The organism is Micromonospora sp. CNZ299 (genome assembly GCF_002754415.1).
The window spans coordinates 4,184,852-4,202,591 of sequence record NZ_PEFG01000001.1; the positions used below are offsets into that span (position 1 = coordinate 4,184,852).

General features: G+C 72.2%; 11 protein-coding genes. 7 read left to right on the top strand and 4 right to left on the bottom strand.

The window, feature by feature from the left end:
• Positions 1 to 11: 11 nt before the first annotated feature.
• Both CLT68_RS18960 and scpA read left to right on the top strand, forming a co-directional pair.
• Entirely contained in the window at positions 12 to 1,781 is a 1,770-nt protein-coding gene (locus CLT68_RS18960; protein WP_099852499.1) for a methylmalonyl-CoA mutase subunit beta, read from the top strand.
• 71 nt (positions 1,782 to 1,852) lie between these two features.
• A complete protein-coding gene (gene scpA, locus CLT68_RS18965; RefSeq protein WP_486482443.1) occupies positions 1,853 to 3,904 on the top strand; it encodes a methylmalonyl-CoA mutase in 2,052 nt (683 codons plus the stop codon).
• 89 nt (positions 3,905 to 3,993) lie between these two features.
• Here scpA and CLT68_RS18970 read toward each other — a convergent pair whose 3' ends face one another.
• The 4 genes from CLT68_RS18970 to pdxR all read right to left on the bottom strand — a co-directional run bounded on the left by CLT68_RS18970 (position 3,994) and on the right by pdxR (position 12,324).
• A complete protein-coding gene (locus CLT68_RS18970) occupies positions 3,994 to 4,698 on the bottom strand; it encodes a 4'-phosphopantetheinyl transferase family protein (RefSeq protein ID WP_088947726.1) in 705 nt (234 codons plus the stop codon).
• A gap of 275 nt (positions 4,699 to 4,973) precedes the next feature.
• The gene (locus tag CLT68_RS18975; RefSeq protein WP_088947727.1) at positions 4,974 to 5,210 is read right to left on the bottom strand and encodes a DUF5988 family protein; all 237 of its coding nucleotides are present in this window, start codon (positions 5,208 to 5,210) and stop codon (positions 4,974 to 4,976) included.
• A 108-nt stretch (positions 5,211 to 5,318) separates the two neighbouring features.
• The gene (locus CLT68_RS18980; RefSeq protein ID WP_099852502.1) at positions 5,319 to 10,721 is read right to left on the bottom strand and encodes an ATP-binding protein; all 5,403 of its coding nucleotides are present in this window, start codon (positions 10,719 to 10,721) and stop codon (positions 5,319 to 5,321) included.
• Between the two features lie 190 nt (positions 10,722 to 10,911).
• The gene (pdxR, locus tag CLT68_RS18985) at positions 10,912 to 12,324 is read right to left on the bottom strand and encodes a MocR-like pyridoxine biosynthesis transcription factor PdxR (protein ID WP_486482235.1); all 1,413 of its coding nucleotides are present in this window, start codon (positions 12,322 to 12,324) and stop codon (positions 10,912 to 10,914) included.
• Between the two features lie 421 nt (positions 12,325 to 12,745).
• On the opposite strand from pdxR, the gene CLT68_RS18990 reads away from it, so the two are divergent.
• The 5 genes from CLT68_RS18990 (at position 12,746) to CLT68_RS19010 (ending at position 17,641) form a co-directional block, all read left to right on the top strand.
• Positions 12,746 to 14,212: an anthranilate synthase component I family protein gene (locus tag CLT68_RS18990; protein WP_486482236.1), complete on the top strand. Its 1,467-nt coding sequence runs from the start codon at positions 12,746 to 12,748 to the stop codon at positions 14,210 to 14,212.
• Entirely contained in the window at positions 14,209 to 14,820 is a 612-nt protein-coding gene (locus CLT68_RS18995; RefSeq protein WP_099852508.1) for an anthranilate synthase component II, read from the top strand. The genes CLT68_RS18990 and CLT68_RS18995 overlap by 4 nt, the downstream gene beginning before the upstream one ends.
• Complete coding sequence (locus tag CLT68_RS19000) at positions 14,817 to 15,527, top strand: SDR family oxidoreductase (RefSeq protein WP_099852510.1); 711 nt, start codon at positions 14,817 to 14,819, stop codon at positions 15,525 to 15,527. The genes CLT68_RS18995 and CLT68_RS19000 overlap by 4 nt, the downstream gene beginning before the upstream one ends.
• Positions 15,528 to 15,588: 61 nt before the next feature.
• Entirely contained in the window at positions 15,589 to 17,013 is a 1,425-nt protein-coding gene (locus tag CLT68_RS19005; protein WP_099852512.1) for a phenylacetate--CoA ligase family protein, read from the top strand.
• Positions 16,997 to 17,641, top strand: coding sequence for a prephenate dehydratase (locus CLT68_RS19010; RefSeq protein ID WP_486482237.1), 645 nt, complete (start codon positions 16,997 to 16,999; stop codon positions 17,639 to 17,641). The genes CLT68_RS19005 and CLT68_RS19010 overlap by 17 nt, the downstream gene beginning before the upstream one ends.
• The last annotated feature ends 99 nt before the right edge of the window (positions 17,642 to 17,740 follow it).

A 17,740-nucleotide genomic window follows, 5' to 3' on the forward strand; every position in this document is an offset into this window, starting at 1 on the left:
GGAACACACTCATGACACGCGACTTCCCGGTGCCCGCCATCGAGGACTGGCAGCGGCTCACCCTCAGCGTGCTGCGCAGGTCCGGAAGAGCGGACGAGAACACCGCCGCGGACGACGCCGCCGACCTGCTGGCCACCACCACGTACGACGGGTTCCCGCTGGCACCGCTCTACACCTCGCGGGACACCACAGTGCCCGACGGGCTGCCCGGGCAGGCGCCGTTCACCCGGGGCGGCGGCCTCGGCGGCCGGTGGGACGTGCGTACCGTGCACACCGACCCGGACCCGGTACGCACCGCCGCGGCGGCGCGTGCCGATCTGCACGGCGGGGCGACCTCGCTGTGGCTGCGGGCTGCCGCCCCCGAGCAGTTGGGCGAGCTGCTCACCGGTATCCCGCTGGACCGCACCGGCATCGTGCTCGACGCCGGCACCGAGACCGACAAGGCCACCGCCGCCCTGCTGGACGTGGCCGCTCGGCAGACCATCGAGCCTCGCGTGTTGCGGGGAAACCTCGGCGCCGACCCGTACGGCGCGTTCGCGGCAACCGGCATCGAACCGGAACTCGGCGTCGCCGCGGACCTGGCGGCCCAGTCGGTGACGGCACACCCCGAGCTGCGGGCGCTGACCGTGGACGTGACCACGTATCACGACGCGGGCGGCAGCGACGCCGAGGAACTGGGCTGCGCGCTGGCCACCGGTGTCGCGTACCTGCGGGCGATGAGCGACCGGGGGATTCCGCTCACCAGGTCGCTCGACCAACTCGAGTTCCGCTACGCCGCGACCGCCGACCAGTTCGCCACGATCGCCAAGCTCCGGGCGGCCCGCCGACTCTGGCACCGGGTCACCGAGGTCGCCGGCGCGAACCGACAGTCGGCGCAGCGGCAGCACGCCGTGACGTCGGGCGCGATGATGACCGCCCGGGACCCGTGGAGCAACCTGCTGCGCACCACGCTCGCCTGTTTCGGCGCGGGCGTCGGCGGCGCCGGGGCGATCACCGTGCAGCCGTTCGACGTGGCCCTGGGCCGGCCCGACGAGTCGGCCCAGCGGATCGCCCGCAACACCCAGCTCATCCTGCTGGACGAGGCGCACCTGCACCGGGTCACCGATCCGGCCGGCGGGTCCTGGTACGTCGAGTCGCGCACCGACGAGCTGGCCCGGGCGGCGTGGGAGTGGTTCACCACGATCGAGAGGGCGGGCGGCATCGGGACGGCGCTGCGCAGCGGTCTGGTCGCGGACCGGCTGGCCGCGACCTGGGAGCGTCGGGCGACGCGTGTGGCCCGCCGCCAGGACGCGATCACCGGGGTCAGCGAGTTCCCCGATCTCGACGAGCAGGTCCCGGCCCGCCACGCCGTGCCACCGGCTCCGGTGGGCGGTCTGCCCCGCCACCGTTACGCGGAACGGTTCGAGGAGCTGCGCCGACGGGCCGACGGCGCGACCACGGCGCCGGTGGTGCACCTGGTCACGATCGGCCGGGCGTCCGACCACGGCGCCCGGGTCGCCTTCGCCGCGAACCTGTTCGCGGCCGGCGGCATCCGCACCGTGACGACCGCTGCCGACGAGCCGGTCCCGCCCGGTGCCGTGGCGTGCGTCTGCTCGTCCGACCGTCTCTACGCCGAGCAGGCCGCGTCGGTCACGGCCGCGCTCCGGCAGGCCGGCGCCGCGAAGATCTGGCTGGCCGGGCGGCCGGGCGGCCAGGCGGGCGTCGACGACCACCTGTACGCCGGGTGCGACGCCGTCCGCGTGCTGGAGACCACCCTCGACGACCTCGGAGTCCCGCGATGATCCCCTCGTACGCCGACGTCGAGCTCGGCACCCCACCCGCGCCGAGGGGCCCCGCCCCGGAGTCGACAGATGTGTGGCAGACCCCGGAGGGGATCGGCGTCAAGCGGTTCTACACCGCCGACGACCTGGCCGGTGTGGACTTCCTCGACTCGCTGCCGGGCATCGCCCCGTTCGTGCGTGGTCCCTACCCGACCATGTACGCCACCCGCCCGTGGACGGTCCGCCAGTACGCGGGCTTCTCCACCGCGCAGGAGTCCAACGCCTTCTACCGGCGCAACCTGGCCGGTGGGCAGAAGGGACTGTCTGTCGCGTTCGACCTGGCCACCCACCGTGGTTACGACTCCGACCACCCCCGGGTGGCCGGTGACGTGGGCATGGCCGGCGTGGCGATCGACTCGATCCTCGACATGCGGGAGCTGTTCGCCGGCATCCCGCTGGACCGGATCAGCGTGTCGATGACCATGAACGGCGCGGTGCTGCCGATCCTCGCCCTCTACGTCGTCGCCGCCGAGGAGCAGGGGGTCACGCCCGAGCAGCTGGCGGGGACCATCCAGAACGACATCCTCAAGGAGTTCATGGTCCGCAACACGTACATCTATCCGCCGGAGCCGTCGATGCGGATCGTGGCGGACATCTTCGCCTACATCTCGCAGCGGATGCCGCGGTTCAACTCGATCTCGATCTCCGGCTACCACATGCACGAGGCGGGGGCGACCGCCGACCTGGAGTTGGCGTACACCCTCGCCGACGGCGCCGAGTACGTGCGCGCCGGCAAGACCGCCGGGCTCGACGTCGACGCGTTCGCCCCCCGGCTGTCGTTCTTCTGGGCGGTCGGCATGCACTTCTTCATGGAGGTGGCGAAGCTGCGGGCCGGCCGCCTGCTGTGGGCACGGCTGCTGCGCGACGCCGGCGCGACCGACCCGAAGTCGCTGTCGCTGCGTACCCACTGCCAGACGTCCGGCTGGTCGTTGACCGCGCAGGACCCGTACAACAACGTGGTGCGCACCTGCGTCGAGGCGATGGCGGCGACCCAGGGCCACACGCAGTCGCTGCACACGAACGCGCTGGACGAGGCGTTGGCGCTGCCGACCGACTTCTCCGCCCGGATCGCCCGCAACACACAACTGCTGCTCCAGCAGGAGTCGGGCACCACCCAGGTGATCGACCCGTGGGGCGGCAGCGCCTACCTGGAGCGGCTCACCCACGACCTGGCCCAGCGGGCGTGGGGTCACATCCGGGAGGTCGAGCAGGCCGGCGGCATGGCCCGGGCCATCGAGCAGGGGCTGCCCAAGCTGCGGATCGAGGAGGCCGCCGCGCGTACGCAGGCGCGGATCGACTCCGGTCGGCAGCCGGTGATCGGTGTGAACCGGCACCGACCGGTCGTGGAGGACCCGATCGAGGTGCGCAAGGTGGACAACACGGCGGTGCGCGCCGAGCAGGTCGCCAAGCTGCGCCGCCTGCGGGCCGAACGCGACCAGCCGGCCTGCGACGCCGCCCTGGCCGCCCTCACCCGGGGCGCCACCGACCCGGCGGCCAACCTGCTCGACCTGGCCGTCACCGCCGCCCGGGCGCACGCCACCGTCGGGGAGATCTCCACGGCCCTGGAGACGGCGTTCGGCCGGCACGTCGCCCACATCCGTACGACCGAGGGCGTGTACCGCGACGAGGCGGGCACCGATCCCGGCGTCGCCCGGGCCCGCGACGCCGCCGACGCGTTCGCCGACCGGCGCGGGGTCCGTCCCCGGATCCTGGTCGCCAAGATGGGCCAGGACGGTCACGACCGTGGTCAGAAGGTGGTCGCCACGGCCTTCGCCGACCTGGGGTTCGACGTCGAGGTGGGTCCGCTGTTCCAGACCCCGGACGAGGTCGCCCGGCAGGCGGCCGACGCGGACGTGCACATCGTCGGCGTCAACTCGCTCGCCGCCGGCCACCTCACCCTGGTGCCCGCGCTGCGTGCGGCGCTGACCGCCCTGGGCCGCGCGGACATCATGATCGTGGTCGGTGGGGTGGTGCCGCCCGGTGACATCGCCGCGCTGCGCCGGGCTGGCGCCTCGGCGGTCTTCCCGCCCGGCACTGTCCTCGCCGAGGCCGCGGTGGACCTGTTGGAACGGCTCCAGCGGTGAGTACGGTCGCGGGCTGACCCCGGACGACACAGTGGCCGCCTCCCACTCGGGAGGCGGCCACCGTGCTGTGCGGGGGGGGACGTGCGGGCTCAGCGGTGCGCGGCGAGGCGGCCGGCGGGCCGGGTCTTCGGGACCACCGGCGCGAGGACGGTGATGGCGGTGACGACGAGGCCCTGCTCGACGAGCCACCGGCCGCTGAACCCGCTGAGCCGCCGCCCGTGCACCCACGGCCCGGTCACCAGCAGCGTTGCGTTGAAGGTGCCGTTCAGCGGGTCGATGACGATGTTCGCGTCCTCGAAGTCGAGCCACCGTGCGGTCAGCGGGAACCAGGCCTTGTAGACCGATTCCTTCGCGCTGAACAGCATCCGGTCCCAGGCGACGCCGGGATGGTCGCGCAGCAGGACGGCGATGCGGTCCCGTTCCTCGGCCAGGGAGACGGCTTCGAGCACGCCGTTGGCGAGAGCCTCGTTGGGTTCGGCGTCGATGCCGACAGTGGTGACCTTCTCCTGCTCGGCGAGGACTGCGGCGCGGTAGCCGGCGCAGTGGGTGATGCTGCCGACCATCCCGAAGGGCCACTGGGGCTCGCCGCGGGTGCCGGGCAGGACCGGCGCGGGAGCGATCCCGATCTGCCGCATCGCCTGGCGTGCGCACCAGCGGGCGGTGGTGAACTCGCGGCGGCGCTTGTCCACGGCCTTGCGGACGACGGCCTCCTCCTCGGGGAAGAGGTCGGCGCCGGGCGGGTCCACGAAGGTGTCGACGGCCGTCACGGCGCCGGGAAGGATGGACTCGATCATGGCTTCCTCCGCGCCGGAGAAACGGTTCCGGAGTCAGCGGTGGCCGACCTGACGCCCTCGGGCGGCAGTGCACGGGCACGGCTGGCATTGGTCACGCTTCAACAGTATCGACGCTGGTAGCCGTAGGGAACGAACGCTGCGGCTTTCACGGGCCGCGCTCGCGCAGCTAAGGGAGTGCCCGTCCCGGCTAGGGGCCCGGGCAGTCGGTGGCCGTCCGATCGCGGGCCGCCGCCCCGGCGCCGACGCCAAGGGTACGACCCGCGATCCGTCCCGCGTCATTCCGCGATCTTGGTCCGCGCGGTCCAGGTGAACAACAACGGGGAGCCGTCGCCGAAGCGGCGCTCGAAGTGCTCGTAACCGGCCAGGTAGGGCACTTTGATCTTTCCGTAGACCAGCTGCTCGACGCTGGCCACCACAGTGCGGGGGATGTCGGCAGGTCCACCCTGGAGGAACACCAGCACGGGCTCGGACGGTGCCAGGGCCGGCGGGTCGAGTGTCAGGTACTGAGGCATCGGATCGGTCCTCTCTGCCACGGAGCCTCGTCGCTCCGAATTCAGCATGGGGGCGTCTCCGGCGCCGACACAGACCCCTAGCACCCCGATGCCAGGGCGGGGAGGACGTCACCTCTTCAGGCCGTGCTCGATCGCCTCGATGATGCGGGGCCGCAGCTCGGCGGTGCTGACGATGGCGTCGACCGAGCCGACCTGGACGGCTCGCTGGATGCTGTGCACCCGGTCGAACTCCGCGGCCACCTCGCCCAGCTTCTCCGCGCGGACCGACGAGCGCACCTCGGCGAGCAGGACGTTGAGGGCCGCCCGTTCCGCGCCGGTCGCGCCCGCGACCTGCGCGTGCAGCTCGGCGACGCGGGGGTCCTTCGCGGTGCGGTTGGTGACCTCGCCGGAGAAGACGACGGCCGCGGCCGGGGCGCCGCCGAGCACCGAGGCGAACGAGCCCTCCAAAGCGAGCACTGACATGTTCGGGTTGAGGGCCTTGGAGAAGACCACGAACGCGCCACCGTGGTAGCGGGAGATCACCGTGAAGACGATCGGGCCCTCGAAGTTGACGATCGCCCGGCCGATCTCGGCGCCGTACTCCAACTGGAGGTTGCGCATCGACTCGGGGGAGCCGTCGAAGCCGGACAGGTTCGCCAGCACGACGAGCGGGCGGTTGCCGGAGGCCGCGTTGATCGCCCGTGCCGTCTTCTTCGACGAGCGGGGGAACAGGGTGCCCGCCGTGTAGGTGTCCGGCCCGTCGGTGGGCGGGAACCCGCGCCGGGTAACCGGGCGCGACTCGATGCCGATCAGGCAGACGGGATAGCCACCGACGTGGGCGTCCTGGACCACCGACGTGTCGGCGTCGGCCATCCCGGCCCAACGTTCGAGGACGGGGTGATCCTGGTCGGACAGGGCGCGCATGACGGTACGGATGTCGAAGGCCTTCTTGCGGTCCGGGTTGTGGCTCGCCGAGAAGATCTGCCCGACGGTGGTGAAGTCGCTGCCGTCGACGACGTGCGGGTAGTCGGAGACGTCCCGGTCGACCGGGTCGTCGGTGTCGGCCCGCCGAGGCCCGGTCTCCCCGGGTACGACGTAGGTGTGGTCGTAGTGGGCCATGAGCACGTCCCGTGCCGCCGGCAGGCTGGGTGCCCAGTACTGTGCCTGCCCGTTCGGGCCCATGACCCGGTCGTAGCCGCCGATGCCGAAGTTGTCCTCGGCCGACACGCCACCGGAGAAGTCCAGCGAGTGCTTGCCGGTGAGCACCATCGCCGAGTCCGGGGTCATCACCAGGATGCCCCTGGTGTGCATGAGCATCGTGGCCTCGGCGTTCCAGTACGGCTGGGCGCCGACGTTGATGCCGGCCACCACGATGTTGATCTCACCGCCGGCCTGGGTGAACGTCACGACGCGCTTGAGCGCCGCGGCGACCCAGTCCATGTTCTCGGTTCCGGAACTCATCGAGATGCGGGCGCCCGCCGACAGGGCGAACCACTCCAGGGGCACCCGCATGGTCTCGGCCAGGTCGAGGGCGGCGATGACGCGGGCGCACTCCGGCTCGGACAGGGCGCCCAGCGCCTTGGTCGGGTCGCCGAGCAGCACCACGCGGGTGACGCCCTCCGGGTAGCGCTCGGTCGGGGTGGTCACCACGCCGGCCACGATGGCCGCCGAGTTCCTCCCCTTCGGCCGTTCGACGGGTACGAGCGTCCCGGACGGGTCGAGGTCGTACTCGGTGAAGCGGCCCAGCAACCCGGTCAGCTCGTACGGGTAGGTGGTGCCCCGACGTGCGGCACGCAGCACCTTCTGCCGGTAGTCGTCGAGCGGTCGCACCGGCTCGGTGGATGGCGCGCCCACGTTGAGGTGGGCGCCGTTGCCCGGGTCCAGGGTGATCGTCACCGCCACGTCCCCGGCCGAGTGCGGCTGCCGGGCGATGAACTGCACCTCTTCCAGCCCGGCCCCGGTCGAGGTGGGCAGGATCCGCTGGACCAGCGCGTTCAGCTCGTCGAGCGACAGGTTGGTGGGCGGCCAGACGTACATCAGGATCCGGTTGGTGTCGAACCGCTTGTCCTGCGGCCGCCGCGCCTGGATGTCACGGATCGCGTCCAGGGCCAGGGTGGTGGCCTCCTCCAGGGCGGGCAGCGCGACCAGGCGTCCGTCGGTCTCCCGCAGCGGGGTCAGGTCGCGGACCTGGCCCATGGCGATGAGCCGTTCGTCGGCGGGGTTGCTGCGCGCCACCGCCTTGAAGAGGTAGATCTCCTCGTCGGCCGAGGGCAGCCGGGTCAGGTCGAACTCGCGCAGCCGCTCCAGTTGCAGGCGCTGGGCGATCTGCGGGTGCAGCCCACGGATCAGCCGGTCCTCGGTGAAGCCGGCCTCGCCGGGCCGGAAGGTGAGGTAGTGGTGCATGACGGCGCCGTTGGAGCTGGCGACGGTCGCGGTGACCCGCTGGACGGTCGACGGCAGCGGGTGTGCCGCGAACAGCTCACCGAGGCGTACCGCGACGGCGTCGTCGTCGGGTTGGTCCTGCACCGCGACGTACAGGTCGGCGACCAGTGGGGCCGGGGCGTCGGCGGCCAGCTCGGCGAGCGCGGTGAGGGTGCCGGGAAGACGGGCGATGTCGGTGGCGCCCGCCACGATGTGGGTCGTGCCGTGCTCGGCGGTGAGGAACCCGCCCCGCGCGGTCACCGCGGTCAGGCCCCGGTTGCCGTAGTAGCGGCGGGTGAGCACCTCCAGCAGCGGGCCGTGCTCGGTGTGGCCGGGGCGTCGGATGCGCTGACCGATGATCCGCACGAGGGGTTGTCGACAGGAGACCATGCGTTGGATGCGGTCGGCCCGGTCCGGGGCGTCCGGGTGCTCATCGAGGTGGCGCAGGTCGGCGCGGACCTCGGCATAGACCTCGGCGCGGGTGCGGCGCAGCAGGGGCTGGGCGTACCAGCGGAAGACCAGACCACGTGCCAGGTCGGCGATCACCGGGAAGCGGACCTGGGTCGCCTCGATCAGGCGCTCGAGGACGACACCGGCGGGTTCACGCAGGTCGCCGACGGGTGCGGGCCCGGCGAGCAGTTGGCGCAGCACCTCGGAGACGACCGGCGTCGCGGCGGCCATGCGTTGCTGGGCCAGGAAGATCCGGAAGACGGCGTCCTCCAGTTCCGGTGTGCGGTCCAGCCCGGTCACGCCGTAGTGGGCGAGGACCCGTTCCAGGCGTGCCACGAACCCGGGGGAGACGCCGGCCCGCTCGGCGTCGAGGCTCTGCAGGTAGCTGTGGAAGAACTCGCGCGGGGTGTGCACGGCGCTGCCCGGCTGGGCGTCGGCGGTCCGACGCGGCTTGTTGCGGGCCAGCTCCGCCAGGTTCGCGAAGATCGTCAGAAGGTCGAGGTGACCGGCCGGTGCCCCGGTACGCACGGCTGGGCAGCGCCCGATTTCGCCCGGGGCGACGTCGTAGCCGAGCAGCAGCGCGCGCAGATCGTCCAGGACCTCCTCCGCCGACGGCCCGCCCGGTGCCGCCGGCAGGTCGATCTCGACGACCTCGACCGAAGTGGTCGTCTCCTCGGTGGTGGTGTCGGCCAGTGGCTCGAGGCGCATCAGGGGGGTGCCCGTCTCGACCTGGCTGCCGACCGCGACGGGGCACTCGCGCACGCGGGCCTTGAACGGGGCCCGGAGCACGTTTTCCATCTTCATGCTCTCCAGCACCAGGATCGGCGCGCCGGCCTCGACCTCGGCACCGACGGTCAGGGGAGTCGCGACGACGAGGGCCGGCGCGGGGGAGCGGACCACGCCGCCCTCGTCCCTGCTGACCCGGTGGGTGACGCCGTCGACCTCGATCGTGTGGATCGGCCCGTGGGTGGCGGTCACCAACCGGAAGCGGTTGCCGTTGACCAGCATCTGCCCGCGGTGCTCGTCGAACCGTTCCATCTGCACGTCCACACGGTGGACGTCCCCGCCGGCCGACAGGCCGATGCGGAAACACCTGCGGCTCACGCGGGACACCGCCACCCGGTAGGCGACGCCGCGCAGTTTCAGGTCGAGCGGGCGGCCAGTCTCGTGGCGCACCTGCGGGCGGCCGCCGTGCGCGGTGGTGAACAGGCGCTGCCGGCTGACCTCCTCCTCGTCCTGGTAGGCCTCGATGGCGGCCGCGGCGAGGGCGATCGCGGAGTGGCGGTGGGTGACGAGGCGGCCCTCGGAGCGGACGCGGTCGATCCAGCCGGTGTCGGCGGAGCCGTCGATCACCTCGGACTGGTCGAGCAGGTCCAGCACGAAGCTCTTGTTGGTGGCGCCACCCTCGATGATGACGGTGGTCTCGGCCATGGCGCGACGCAGGCGGCCGAGCGCCTCGTCACGGTCCCGGCCGTACGCGATGATCTTGGCGATCATCGAGTCGAAGGCCGCCGGGATGCTGTCGCCCTCACTGACACCGGTGTCGACCCGGATGCCCGGGCCGGCCGGCAGCGCGAGCCGGACGATCCGGCCGGGGGAGGGCGCGAAGTCGCGGTCCGGGTCCTCGGCGTTGAGTCGGGCCTCGACCGCGTGACCCGCCTCCACCGGTGCCGGACCGTCGAGCCGGCCACCGCCGGCCACGTGCAGTTGGAGTTTGACCAGGTCGGTGCCGGTCGTGATCTCGGTGATCGGGTGCTCGACCTGGAGCCGCGTGTTGACCTCCAGGAAGGCGAACAGCTTCTGGGCCGGGTGGTACAGGAACTCGACAGTGCCGGCGCCCCGGTAACCCACCGCCAGTGCGAGCCGCACCGCGGCGGCCTTTACCTCGGCGACCTGTTCCGCCGCCAGCACCGGCGACGCGGACTCCTCGATGATCTTCTGGTTGCGGCGCTGCACCGAGCAGTCCCGCACCCCGAGCGCCCAGGCACCACCCTGCCCGTCGGCGATCATCTGCACCTCGACGTGCCGGGCGCCGGTCACCAGGCGTTCCAGGAAGACGACGCCGGAGCCGAAGGCCCGCAACGCCTCCTGGCTGGTGCGCTCGTAGGCGTCGGTGAGGTCCACCGGCGAGTCGACCCGCCGGATGCCACGCCCACCACCGCCGGCGGTCGCCTTGAGCATCAACGGGTAGCCGATCTGGTCGCCCGCGCGAAGAGCGTCCTGGAGGGTCGCCACCTCGCCCCGGCTCCACGGGGCGACCGGGACTCCGACCTCCTCGGCGATCAGCTTCGAGCCGATCTTGTCGCCGAGCTTGCGCATCGCCTCCGCGCTCGGCCCCACGAACGTGACCCCGATCCGCTCGCACAGCTCGGCGAACGCCGGGTCCTCCGCGACGAATCCCCAGCCGACCCAGGCCGCGTCGGCGCCGGTCTCGACCAGGGCGCGTTCCAGCAGCTCGTGGTTGAGGTACGGGCGGGTGGCCGCGGCACCCAGTGGATACGTCAGATCGGCCGCCCGGACGAACGTCGCGGTACGGTCCTCGTCGGTGAACAGGGCGACCGTCTCGACGTGGTCACCTGACTCCGCCGACAGGTCCCGTACGGCATGGATCAGCCGCATCGCGGCTTCTCCCCGATTGATGATCGCGATACGCCTGAACACCGGTCGACCCCTCCCCCGACGCCTGACGCTTCGACAGACGACGATTCTCAAGTGACCCGCGCGCGCATCGCGGTACGGGCACGGCCGGACCGTAACGCGCCCGTGGGAGCAGCCGACACCCCTAGCTTGGCCTGGGACGCGAGCCCGCCCAGGGTGGCGGCGCCGGGACGACAGGGGTCACCGGTCGCGCTCACCGTCCACCGCGGACCCCGGTGCCACTCGGTTCGGCCGTCGGAGTCACCCGGGGGGCTCTGGACCCGGTGCGGCCCATCATCTCCCGGTACGCCCCGGCGATCCCGGCCAGGCCGCGGCCCAACTCGGTGCCGCGCAACCCGGCGTAGCCGACGACCAGTGCCGGCGGCCGGTCGTCGGCGCGCAGGGCGTAGAAGCGACCGCCACGGACCAGGACCGAGCGGCGTCGGGCGGCCTGCACCAGCGCCTCCTCGGCGCACCAGGTGGGCAGTTCCAGGTACGCCTGCAACCCGCCGTGCCCGTTGCGCAGGGTGGTGCCGGGCAGCTCGCGGGCGACGAACTGGTGGACCACCTGACGGCGTTTCTGGATGTCGGCGGTGAGTCGCCGCAGGTGCCGGTCGAAGGCCCCGGTGTCGATGAGCCGGGCGAAGGCGAGCTGCTCCAGGCTGGAGCAGCCGAGGTCCCAGCCGGCGCGCAGGCGCTCGATCGGCGCGGTCAGTGTGGCCGGGGTGGCCAGCCAACCGAGGCGGAGCGCCGGGGCGAGCACCTTGCTGGCGCTGCCGGCGTAGATCACCCGGTCCGGGGCGAGGCTCTGCAACGCCGGCATCCGCTGCGCCGGGGCGACGAGGGCGGCGTCGAAGTCGTCCTCGATGATGTAGCCGTCGACCGCCTCGGCCCAGGCGACGAGCTGCTCCCGGCGCTGCGCGCTGAGCGTGGCCCCGGTCGGGAACTGGCTGGCCGGGGTGACGAGCACGGCGCGGACCCCGCTCGCGGCCAGGGCGTCGACCCGGATGCCGTCGGCGTCCACCGGGAGGCCCACCGGACGCAGGCCGGCATCGGCGATGAACTCCCACTCGCCCGGGTGGCCCGGGTCCTCCACGCCGACCGTGTCGTGGCCCCGGTCGCGCAGTTCCCGGCACAGCAGCGCGAGCCCCTGGGCGAAGCCGGACGTGATCATGAGGTGGTCGGGTCTGGTACGCACGCCGCGCACCCGGCCGAGGTAGCCGGCGAGGGTGTGCCGGACGACCGGCAGGCCGGACGGCGGGGCGTATCCCAGCTCGCGGAGGCCGGCCGAGGTGACCACCGCGCTGACCGCCCGGATCCAGTCCTGCCCGGGGAAGGTGGAGGCGTGCAGGCCGCCGGTGCGCAGGTCCCGCAGTGCCGCCGCCGGTGCGCGGTCGCCCGGCGTGAGCGCCGAGCCGATCTCGTCGCGCGCCGCCGCCGCCACCGAGGTGCCCGAGCCGTGCTGGGAGACGAAGTAGCCCTCGGCGCAGAGCTGCTCGTACGCCTCGACGACCACACTGCGGGACACCCCGAGGTCGGCGGCGAGCTGCCGGCTCGACGGCAGGCGGGTGCCGGGACGCAGCACGCCCTCCTCGATCTGCGTACGAAATGCGTTACGGAGCTGCACTGCCAGCGTTTCGCGCGACTGACCATCTATTGACAGGTTTAGATTCAACAACAAGTGGTCCGCTCCGGCGTAGTCGAAGTGGTATGGACAGCGCGATCTGTACTTGAGGAAAGTGTTGGCCGGACGCGCAACCGTCCAGTGACCGGCAAATCAGGGCGTACGTTCCGAGTTGTCCAATATGGACCTCGCTAACGTCCCTGGTGCCGGCGCGGGGCCGGTCGTGCGAGTCCTTTTGTGCGGGGGGAAAGTCCGATCTGCCGTGTCACGCGGCGGGGTCAGCGCCAACGGTGGCGCTGAAATCGGGCTGCTCAGAGGGGGTTTCGCAGTGTCCTCATTGTCAACCAAGACCGCCACGTGGCCCATTCGGTCGCATTCTGTGGCGATGCGGCCTACGCCACTGGCCAACTCAATTCCAATAGAGGTGACATCCGTCACACTGTCGGCAATCAATCCATTGTCGCTCTACACGGCACTCTCCGAATGTCGTCCGCACGACGATCTGTATCTCTTCGAAAGCCTAGACGGCCCGGCTCAGGACCGCTATGCGGCGGCAGTCGGCTGGGACACTCTCGCCGAGTTGCGGTTCATCGCCGACCGGCTTGAGGTGATCTGCGACGGTCCACTCGGCGACGCCCTGTCCGCCGTGCTCACGGCGGTCCTGGGCGAGCCGGCCCGGCACCGCGCGCCGGAGCGGGTCTGGTCGGTTTCCGGGCCACCCGAGGTCTGGGCGGCGGTCCGGGCCGTGCAGCGGGCCTTCGCGGTGCGGACCACCGCCCCCGCCGACAGCTTCGCCTTCGGCTTCCTCACCACCCTGGCGTACGAGGCCGCGCGGGACATGGACGAGCTCTCCGTCGACCGGGTGGTCGACGACATCCCACGCTGCACCCTCGTGCTGTTCCGGCACACCGTCTGGTGGGACCTGCGCGCCGGCACCGTGCGGCAGCTCACCGCCAGCGGCCCGCACCTGCCACCCGACAGCGGCGCTCCCCGGCTGTCGGAACTGCTCGCCGGGCTTCCCGACGATCACGCGGCGGTGCCGGTCGCCCCACCGCCCACCCTGGTCCGGGACACCGTCGACGAGCAGACGTTCGCCGCCCGGGTCAAGCAGTGCCTGCGGCACATCGAGGTGGGGGACAGCTACCAGATCCAGATCGGCCACCGGATCGACGTGGAGACGGCTCTCACCCCGCTGGAGGTCTACCGGCGGCTGCGGCACCGCAACCCGTCGCCGTACATGTACCTGACGCCCTGGGCCGGCGGGACCGTCATCGGGGCGAGCCCCGAGCTGTTCCTCCGCGTCGATGAGGGCCGGCTGTCCATGCGCCCGATCGCGGGCACCGCCGCCCGCAGCGCCGACCCGGAGACCGACCGCCGGCTGGTGGCCGAGCTGACGGCAAGCGAGAAGGAGCGGGCCGAGCACGTCATGCTGGTCGACCTCTGCCGCAACGACATCGGTCGGGTCTGCGTGCCGGGGACGCTCAGCGTGGACGCGATGTTCGACGTCGAGCCGTTCGCGTACGTGCACCACCTGGTGTCCACCGTCTCCGGGCAGCTCGCCGACGACGCCGACGTCTGGGCGGCGATCTGCGCCGCCTTCCCGGCCGGCACCATGACCGGCGCGCCGAAGCTGCGCTCCATGGAGATCATCGACGGGTTGGAGGACGAACCCCGGGGCGTCTACGCCGGCTCGATCGGCCTCGTCGACGTACGCGGGTACGCGGTGCTGGCGCTCTGCATCCGCACCGCCGTGCACGACGGTCGCCGCTACCGCACCCAGGCCTCCGCCGGGGTCGTGGCCGACTCCACACCCGGGGCCGAGTGGCGGGAGACGCTGGCCAAGATGAGCGCCACCTTCTGGGCCCTGACCGGTACGGAGCTGCTGCCGTGAAGGTCCTGCTCGTCGACGCGTACGACAGTTTCACCCACATCATCGACCAGTACCTGCGGACCCTCGGCGCGCGGACCGTGGTGGTCCGTTCCCGGTCGCGGTCCACCGAGCAGCTCGCCGCCCTGCGGCCGGACGCGGTGGTGCTCGGCCCCGGGCCGGGGCACCCCGCCGAGTCCGGGCACGTGGAGCTGGTGCACGCCTTCGCCGGCCAGGTGCCGCTGCTCGGCGTCTGCCTCGGCCATCAGGCGATCGGCCTCGCGTACGGGGGAACGGTCACGGTCGCCCGGCACCTGATGCACGGCAAGACGAGCGTGGTCGCCCACGACGGCCGAGGTGTCTTCGCCGGCGCGCCCGCCCCGCTCACCGTCACCCGCTACCACTCGCTGATCGTCGCGGACCCGGCCCCGCCGGCCCTGGAGATCACCGCGCGCTCGTCCGACGACGGCTACGTGATGGGGGTACGACACCTGACCCTGCCGGTGGAGGGGGTGCAGTTCCACCCGGAGAGCGTGCTCACCGAGGACGGGCTGCGCCTGTTCGACAACTTCCTGGGCCGCGCGTCGGCGGCACTGCCGGCAGCCGGCGCCGGGGCGGTGGGGTCGCCATGACCGACCAGTCCTCCCCGCTCGCCGTGGTCACCGGCGCGGCGGGTGGCATCGGCCGGGCCGTGACCGTCGCTCTGACCGGGGCCGGGCACCGGGTGCTCGGCGTCGACGTCGAGCCGGCCGGTGACCCGGCGGCGTACGCATCGCTGGTCGCCGACGTGGCAGTGCCGGAGCAGGTGGAGCAGCTCTTCGCACGGATCCACGAGCGGTACGGCCAGCCCACGGTGCTGGTGAACAACGCCGGCGTCTACCACGCCCGGGACTTCCTCGACTACGACCCGAAGACGTACGCGCAGGTGCTCGACGTCAACCTGGGCGCCGCGTTCTTCTGCACCCAGGCGTTCGCCCGTGGCCTGGTCGACGCCGGCCGGCCCGGCACTGTGGTCAACGTGGCCTCGATCAGCGGGCAGTCCGGCAGCCCGGACGCGGCGTACGGGGCGTCGAAGGGTGCGTGCATCGCGTTGACCCGCAGCCTCGGCCGGGCGCTCGCCGAGCACCGCATCCGGGTCAACGCGGTCGCTCCCGGCCTGGTCGACACCCCGATGGCCGCCCGGATCCCGGCCGAGCGCCGGGACGACTACCGGGCCCGGATCCCGGTCGGCCGGTTCGGCTCGCCAGCCGAGATCGCCGCGGCCGTCGCCTGGCTGGCCGGCCCGGAGAGCAGCTACGTCACCGCCTCGGTTCTGGACGTCAACGGTGGCCTGCACTGACCTGCGCCACGGCCGGCCGCGACAGCACCGCAGCCGGCTCACCCCTGGAGAGGATCCGACCATGTGGCTTCCGACCACCGGCCCGGCGGCGGACTTCGCCGCCGACTACCTGGCCCTGCACCAGGCCTTCTACGACCGCACCCTCGACACCGCCGACCTGGAGGCATGGCGGGCACGACAGCTGCGCACGGTGCTCGACCAGGTGTCCACCGGCTCGCCGTTCTACGCCCGTCACCTGGCCGACGTCGACCTCGCCACGATCACCCCGGCGACCCTCGACCGGCTGCCCTTCACCACGAAGACGCACCTGCGCCAGGAGATGCTCGACGTGCTCAGCCGGCCGCTGTCCGAGGGCGTCTTCTTCTACGAGACGACAGGCACGACCGGCCGGGCGACCCCGTGTCCCCGCGACGGCCGGGAGGTGGTGGCCAGCAACGCCCACGTCACCGAGTCCTGGGCGTCGATCTTCCGGCACCACTTCGGCGACCGCGCGCCACGGATCGGGCTGATGGGGCCGACCGAGGTGCACTCCTTCGGCGACACCCTCGGTGACGTCGCGCGCAACGTCGGCTCGCTGAACGCGAAGATCTGGCCATACTCGCCGGTGATCGGGTTCGCCAAGGCGTTGCAGCTCATGAAGGACCTTGAGCTGGAGGTCATCTGCTGCACGCCGGGCGTGGCCATGATGCTCGCCAAGGCGGCCGAACACTACGGCTACCGGCTGCGCGAGGACTTCGCCGTCAAGCTGCTCTTCGTCACCGGCGAGATGTGCACCCCGGCGCTGGCCCGCAACCTGGAGTCCGTCTGGGGCGCGGACGTCTACAACATCCTGTACGGCTCGCAGGAGGCGTTCGTCATCGCCACCGCCTGCCGCAACAAGCGGATGCACCTCTCCCAGACCAACTACCTCATCGAGGTGGTGGACCCGGAGACCGGTGTGTCGCACGGCTCGCGCGGCAGCGGGGAACTCACCGTCACCATGCTGATCGACGGGGTGAAGCCGCTGGTCCGTTACCGCACGGGCGACGCGGTGATCATCGAGTCGTCGGACTGCGACTGCGAGATGGCCGGCGACCTGGTGCAGATCGTGGGCCGCACCCTGGACCGGATCGAGCTGGGCGGTCGACGTTTCACCGCCGGGCAGATCGAGATGGCCGTCCTGACCGGGGTCGTCGGCTCGGGCGGATACCAGGTGGTGATCGACCACGACCCGAGCGGCGGCGGCGACCGGCTGACGGTCCGCCTGGAACTGCTCAAGGACCTCGTCGACGACCCCGGCGGGACCGCCGACGGGGTCCGGCAGCGGGTCGCCGCCGCGCTCGGTGTACCGGTCGAGGTGGAGCTGACCGACGGGCTCGACCCGATCACGAGCACCGGCGCCTTCGTGAGTTGGAAGGCCGCCCGGATCGTCGACCGGCGTGTGGAGGTCGACCACGAGACCCGGGTGGCGCAGCGGATGGCGGGCAACCGTGGCTACACCACCTGAGACGGCCGCGGACGAGTGGGTGCCGGCGCTGCCCGGCCCGCTCGCCGAGGCGTACGGGCGGCGCTGGCGCGCAGTGGTGGACCGATGGGCGAGCCGGCCCGGCACGACGCTGGCCACCCTGGGCCCGCCCGGAACGTCCAGCCACCTGACGGCGGCCTTCCTCGCCGAGCGGCACGGGCTGCGCGTCGAGCTGTCCGACACCTTCGACGCGGTGCTCGCGGCGCTTGTGGACCGCCGGGTCGACCAGGCCCTCGTGCCGAGCGCGTACCAGGGGCTCACCCGCTTCCACTGGCACCGCGACCTGCGGCTGGACGCGTACTTCGCGCAGGCCACCCCGGAGTACGGCATCGCGGCCGACCCGGACCGCGAGCCGGCCGACGGTCAGCTCGCGGTGGCCGCCCTCTGGGAGGTCCGGCGGCTCTTCACCGACCTCGCGCCACCCGCCCTGCGGGACCGCCCGATGCGGTGGGTCGACGCCGACTCCACCCAGCACGCCGCGGAGATCCTCGCCGCCGGCGGCGCCGACCTGGCGGTGACCAACGCGCCCGGGGTCCACCGCCACGCGTTGCGGTGGGTGGCCCGCCGCCCGGGCGCCGAGATCGTGTGGACCCTGTTCGGCCACTGCTAGGGCCTGTGTCAAAGCCCCTGGCCGGCCTGCGGACTTTGACACAGGCCCGAGAGCCACTGTCGGCTCTCCTGCCCCGACACCGAGAGAACCGGAGTGATC

Coding starts and splice junctions, on each gene's coding strand:
- CLT68_RS18960 (WP_099852499.1), top strand. CDS start 12: ATGACACGCGACTTCCCGGTGCCCGCCATCGAGGACTGGCAGCGGCTC.
- CLT68_RS18970 (WP_088947726.1), bottom strand. CDS start 4,698: ATGATCGAGTCCATCCTTCCCGGCGCCGTGACGGCCGTCGACACCTTC.
- CLT68_RS18975 (WP_088947727.1), bottom strand. CDS start 5,210: ATGCCTCAGTACCTGACACTCGACCCGCCGGCCCTGGCACCGTCCGAG.
- CLT68_RS19000 (WP_099852510.1), top strand. CDS start 14,817: ATGACCGACCAGTCCTCCCCGCTCGCCGTGGTCACCGGCGCGGCGGGT.
- CLT68_RS19005 (WP_099852512.1), top strand. CDS start 15,589: ATGTGGCTTCCGACCACCGGCCCGGCGGCGGACTTCGCCGCCGACTAC.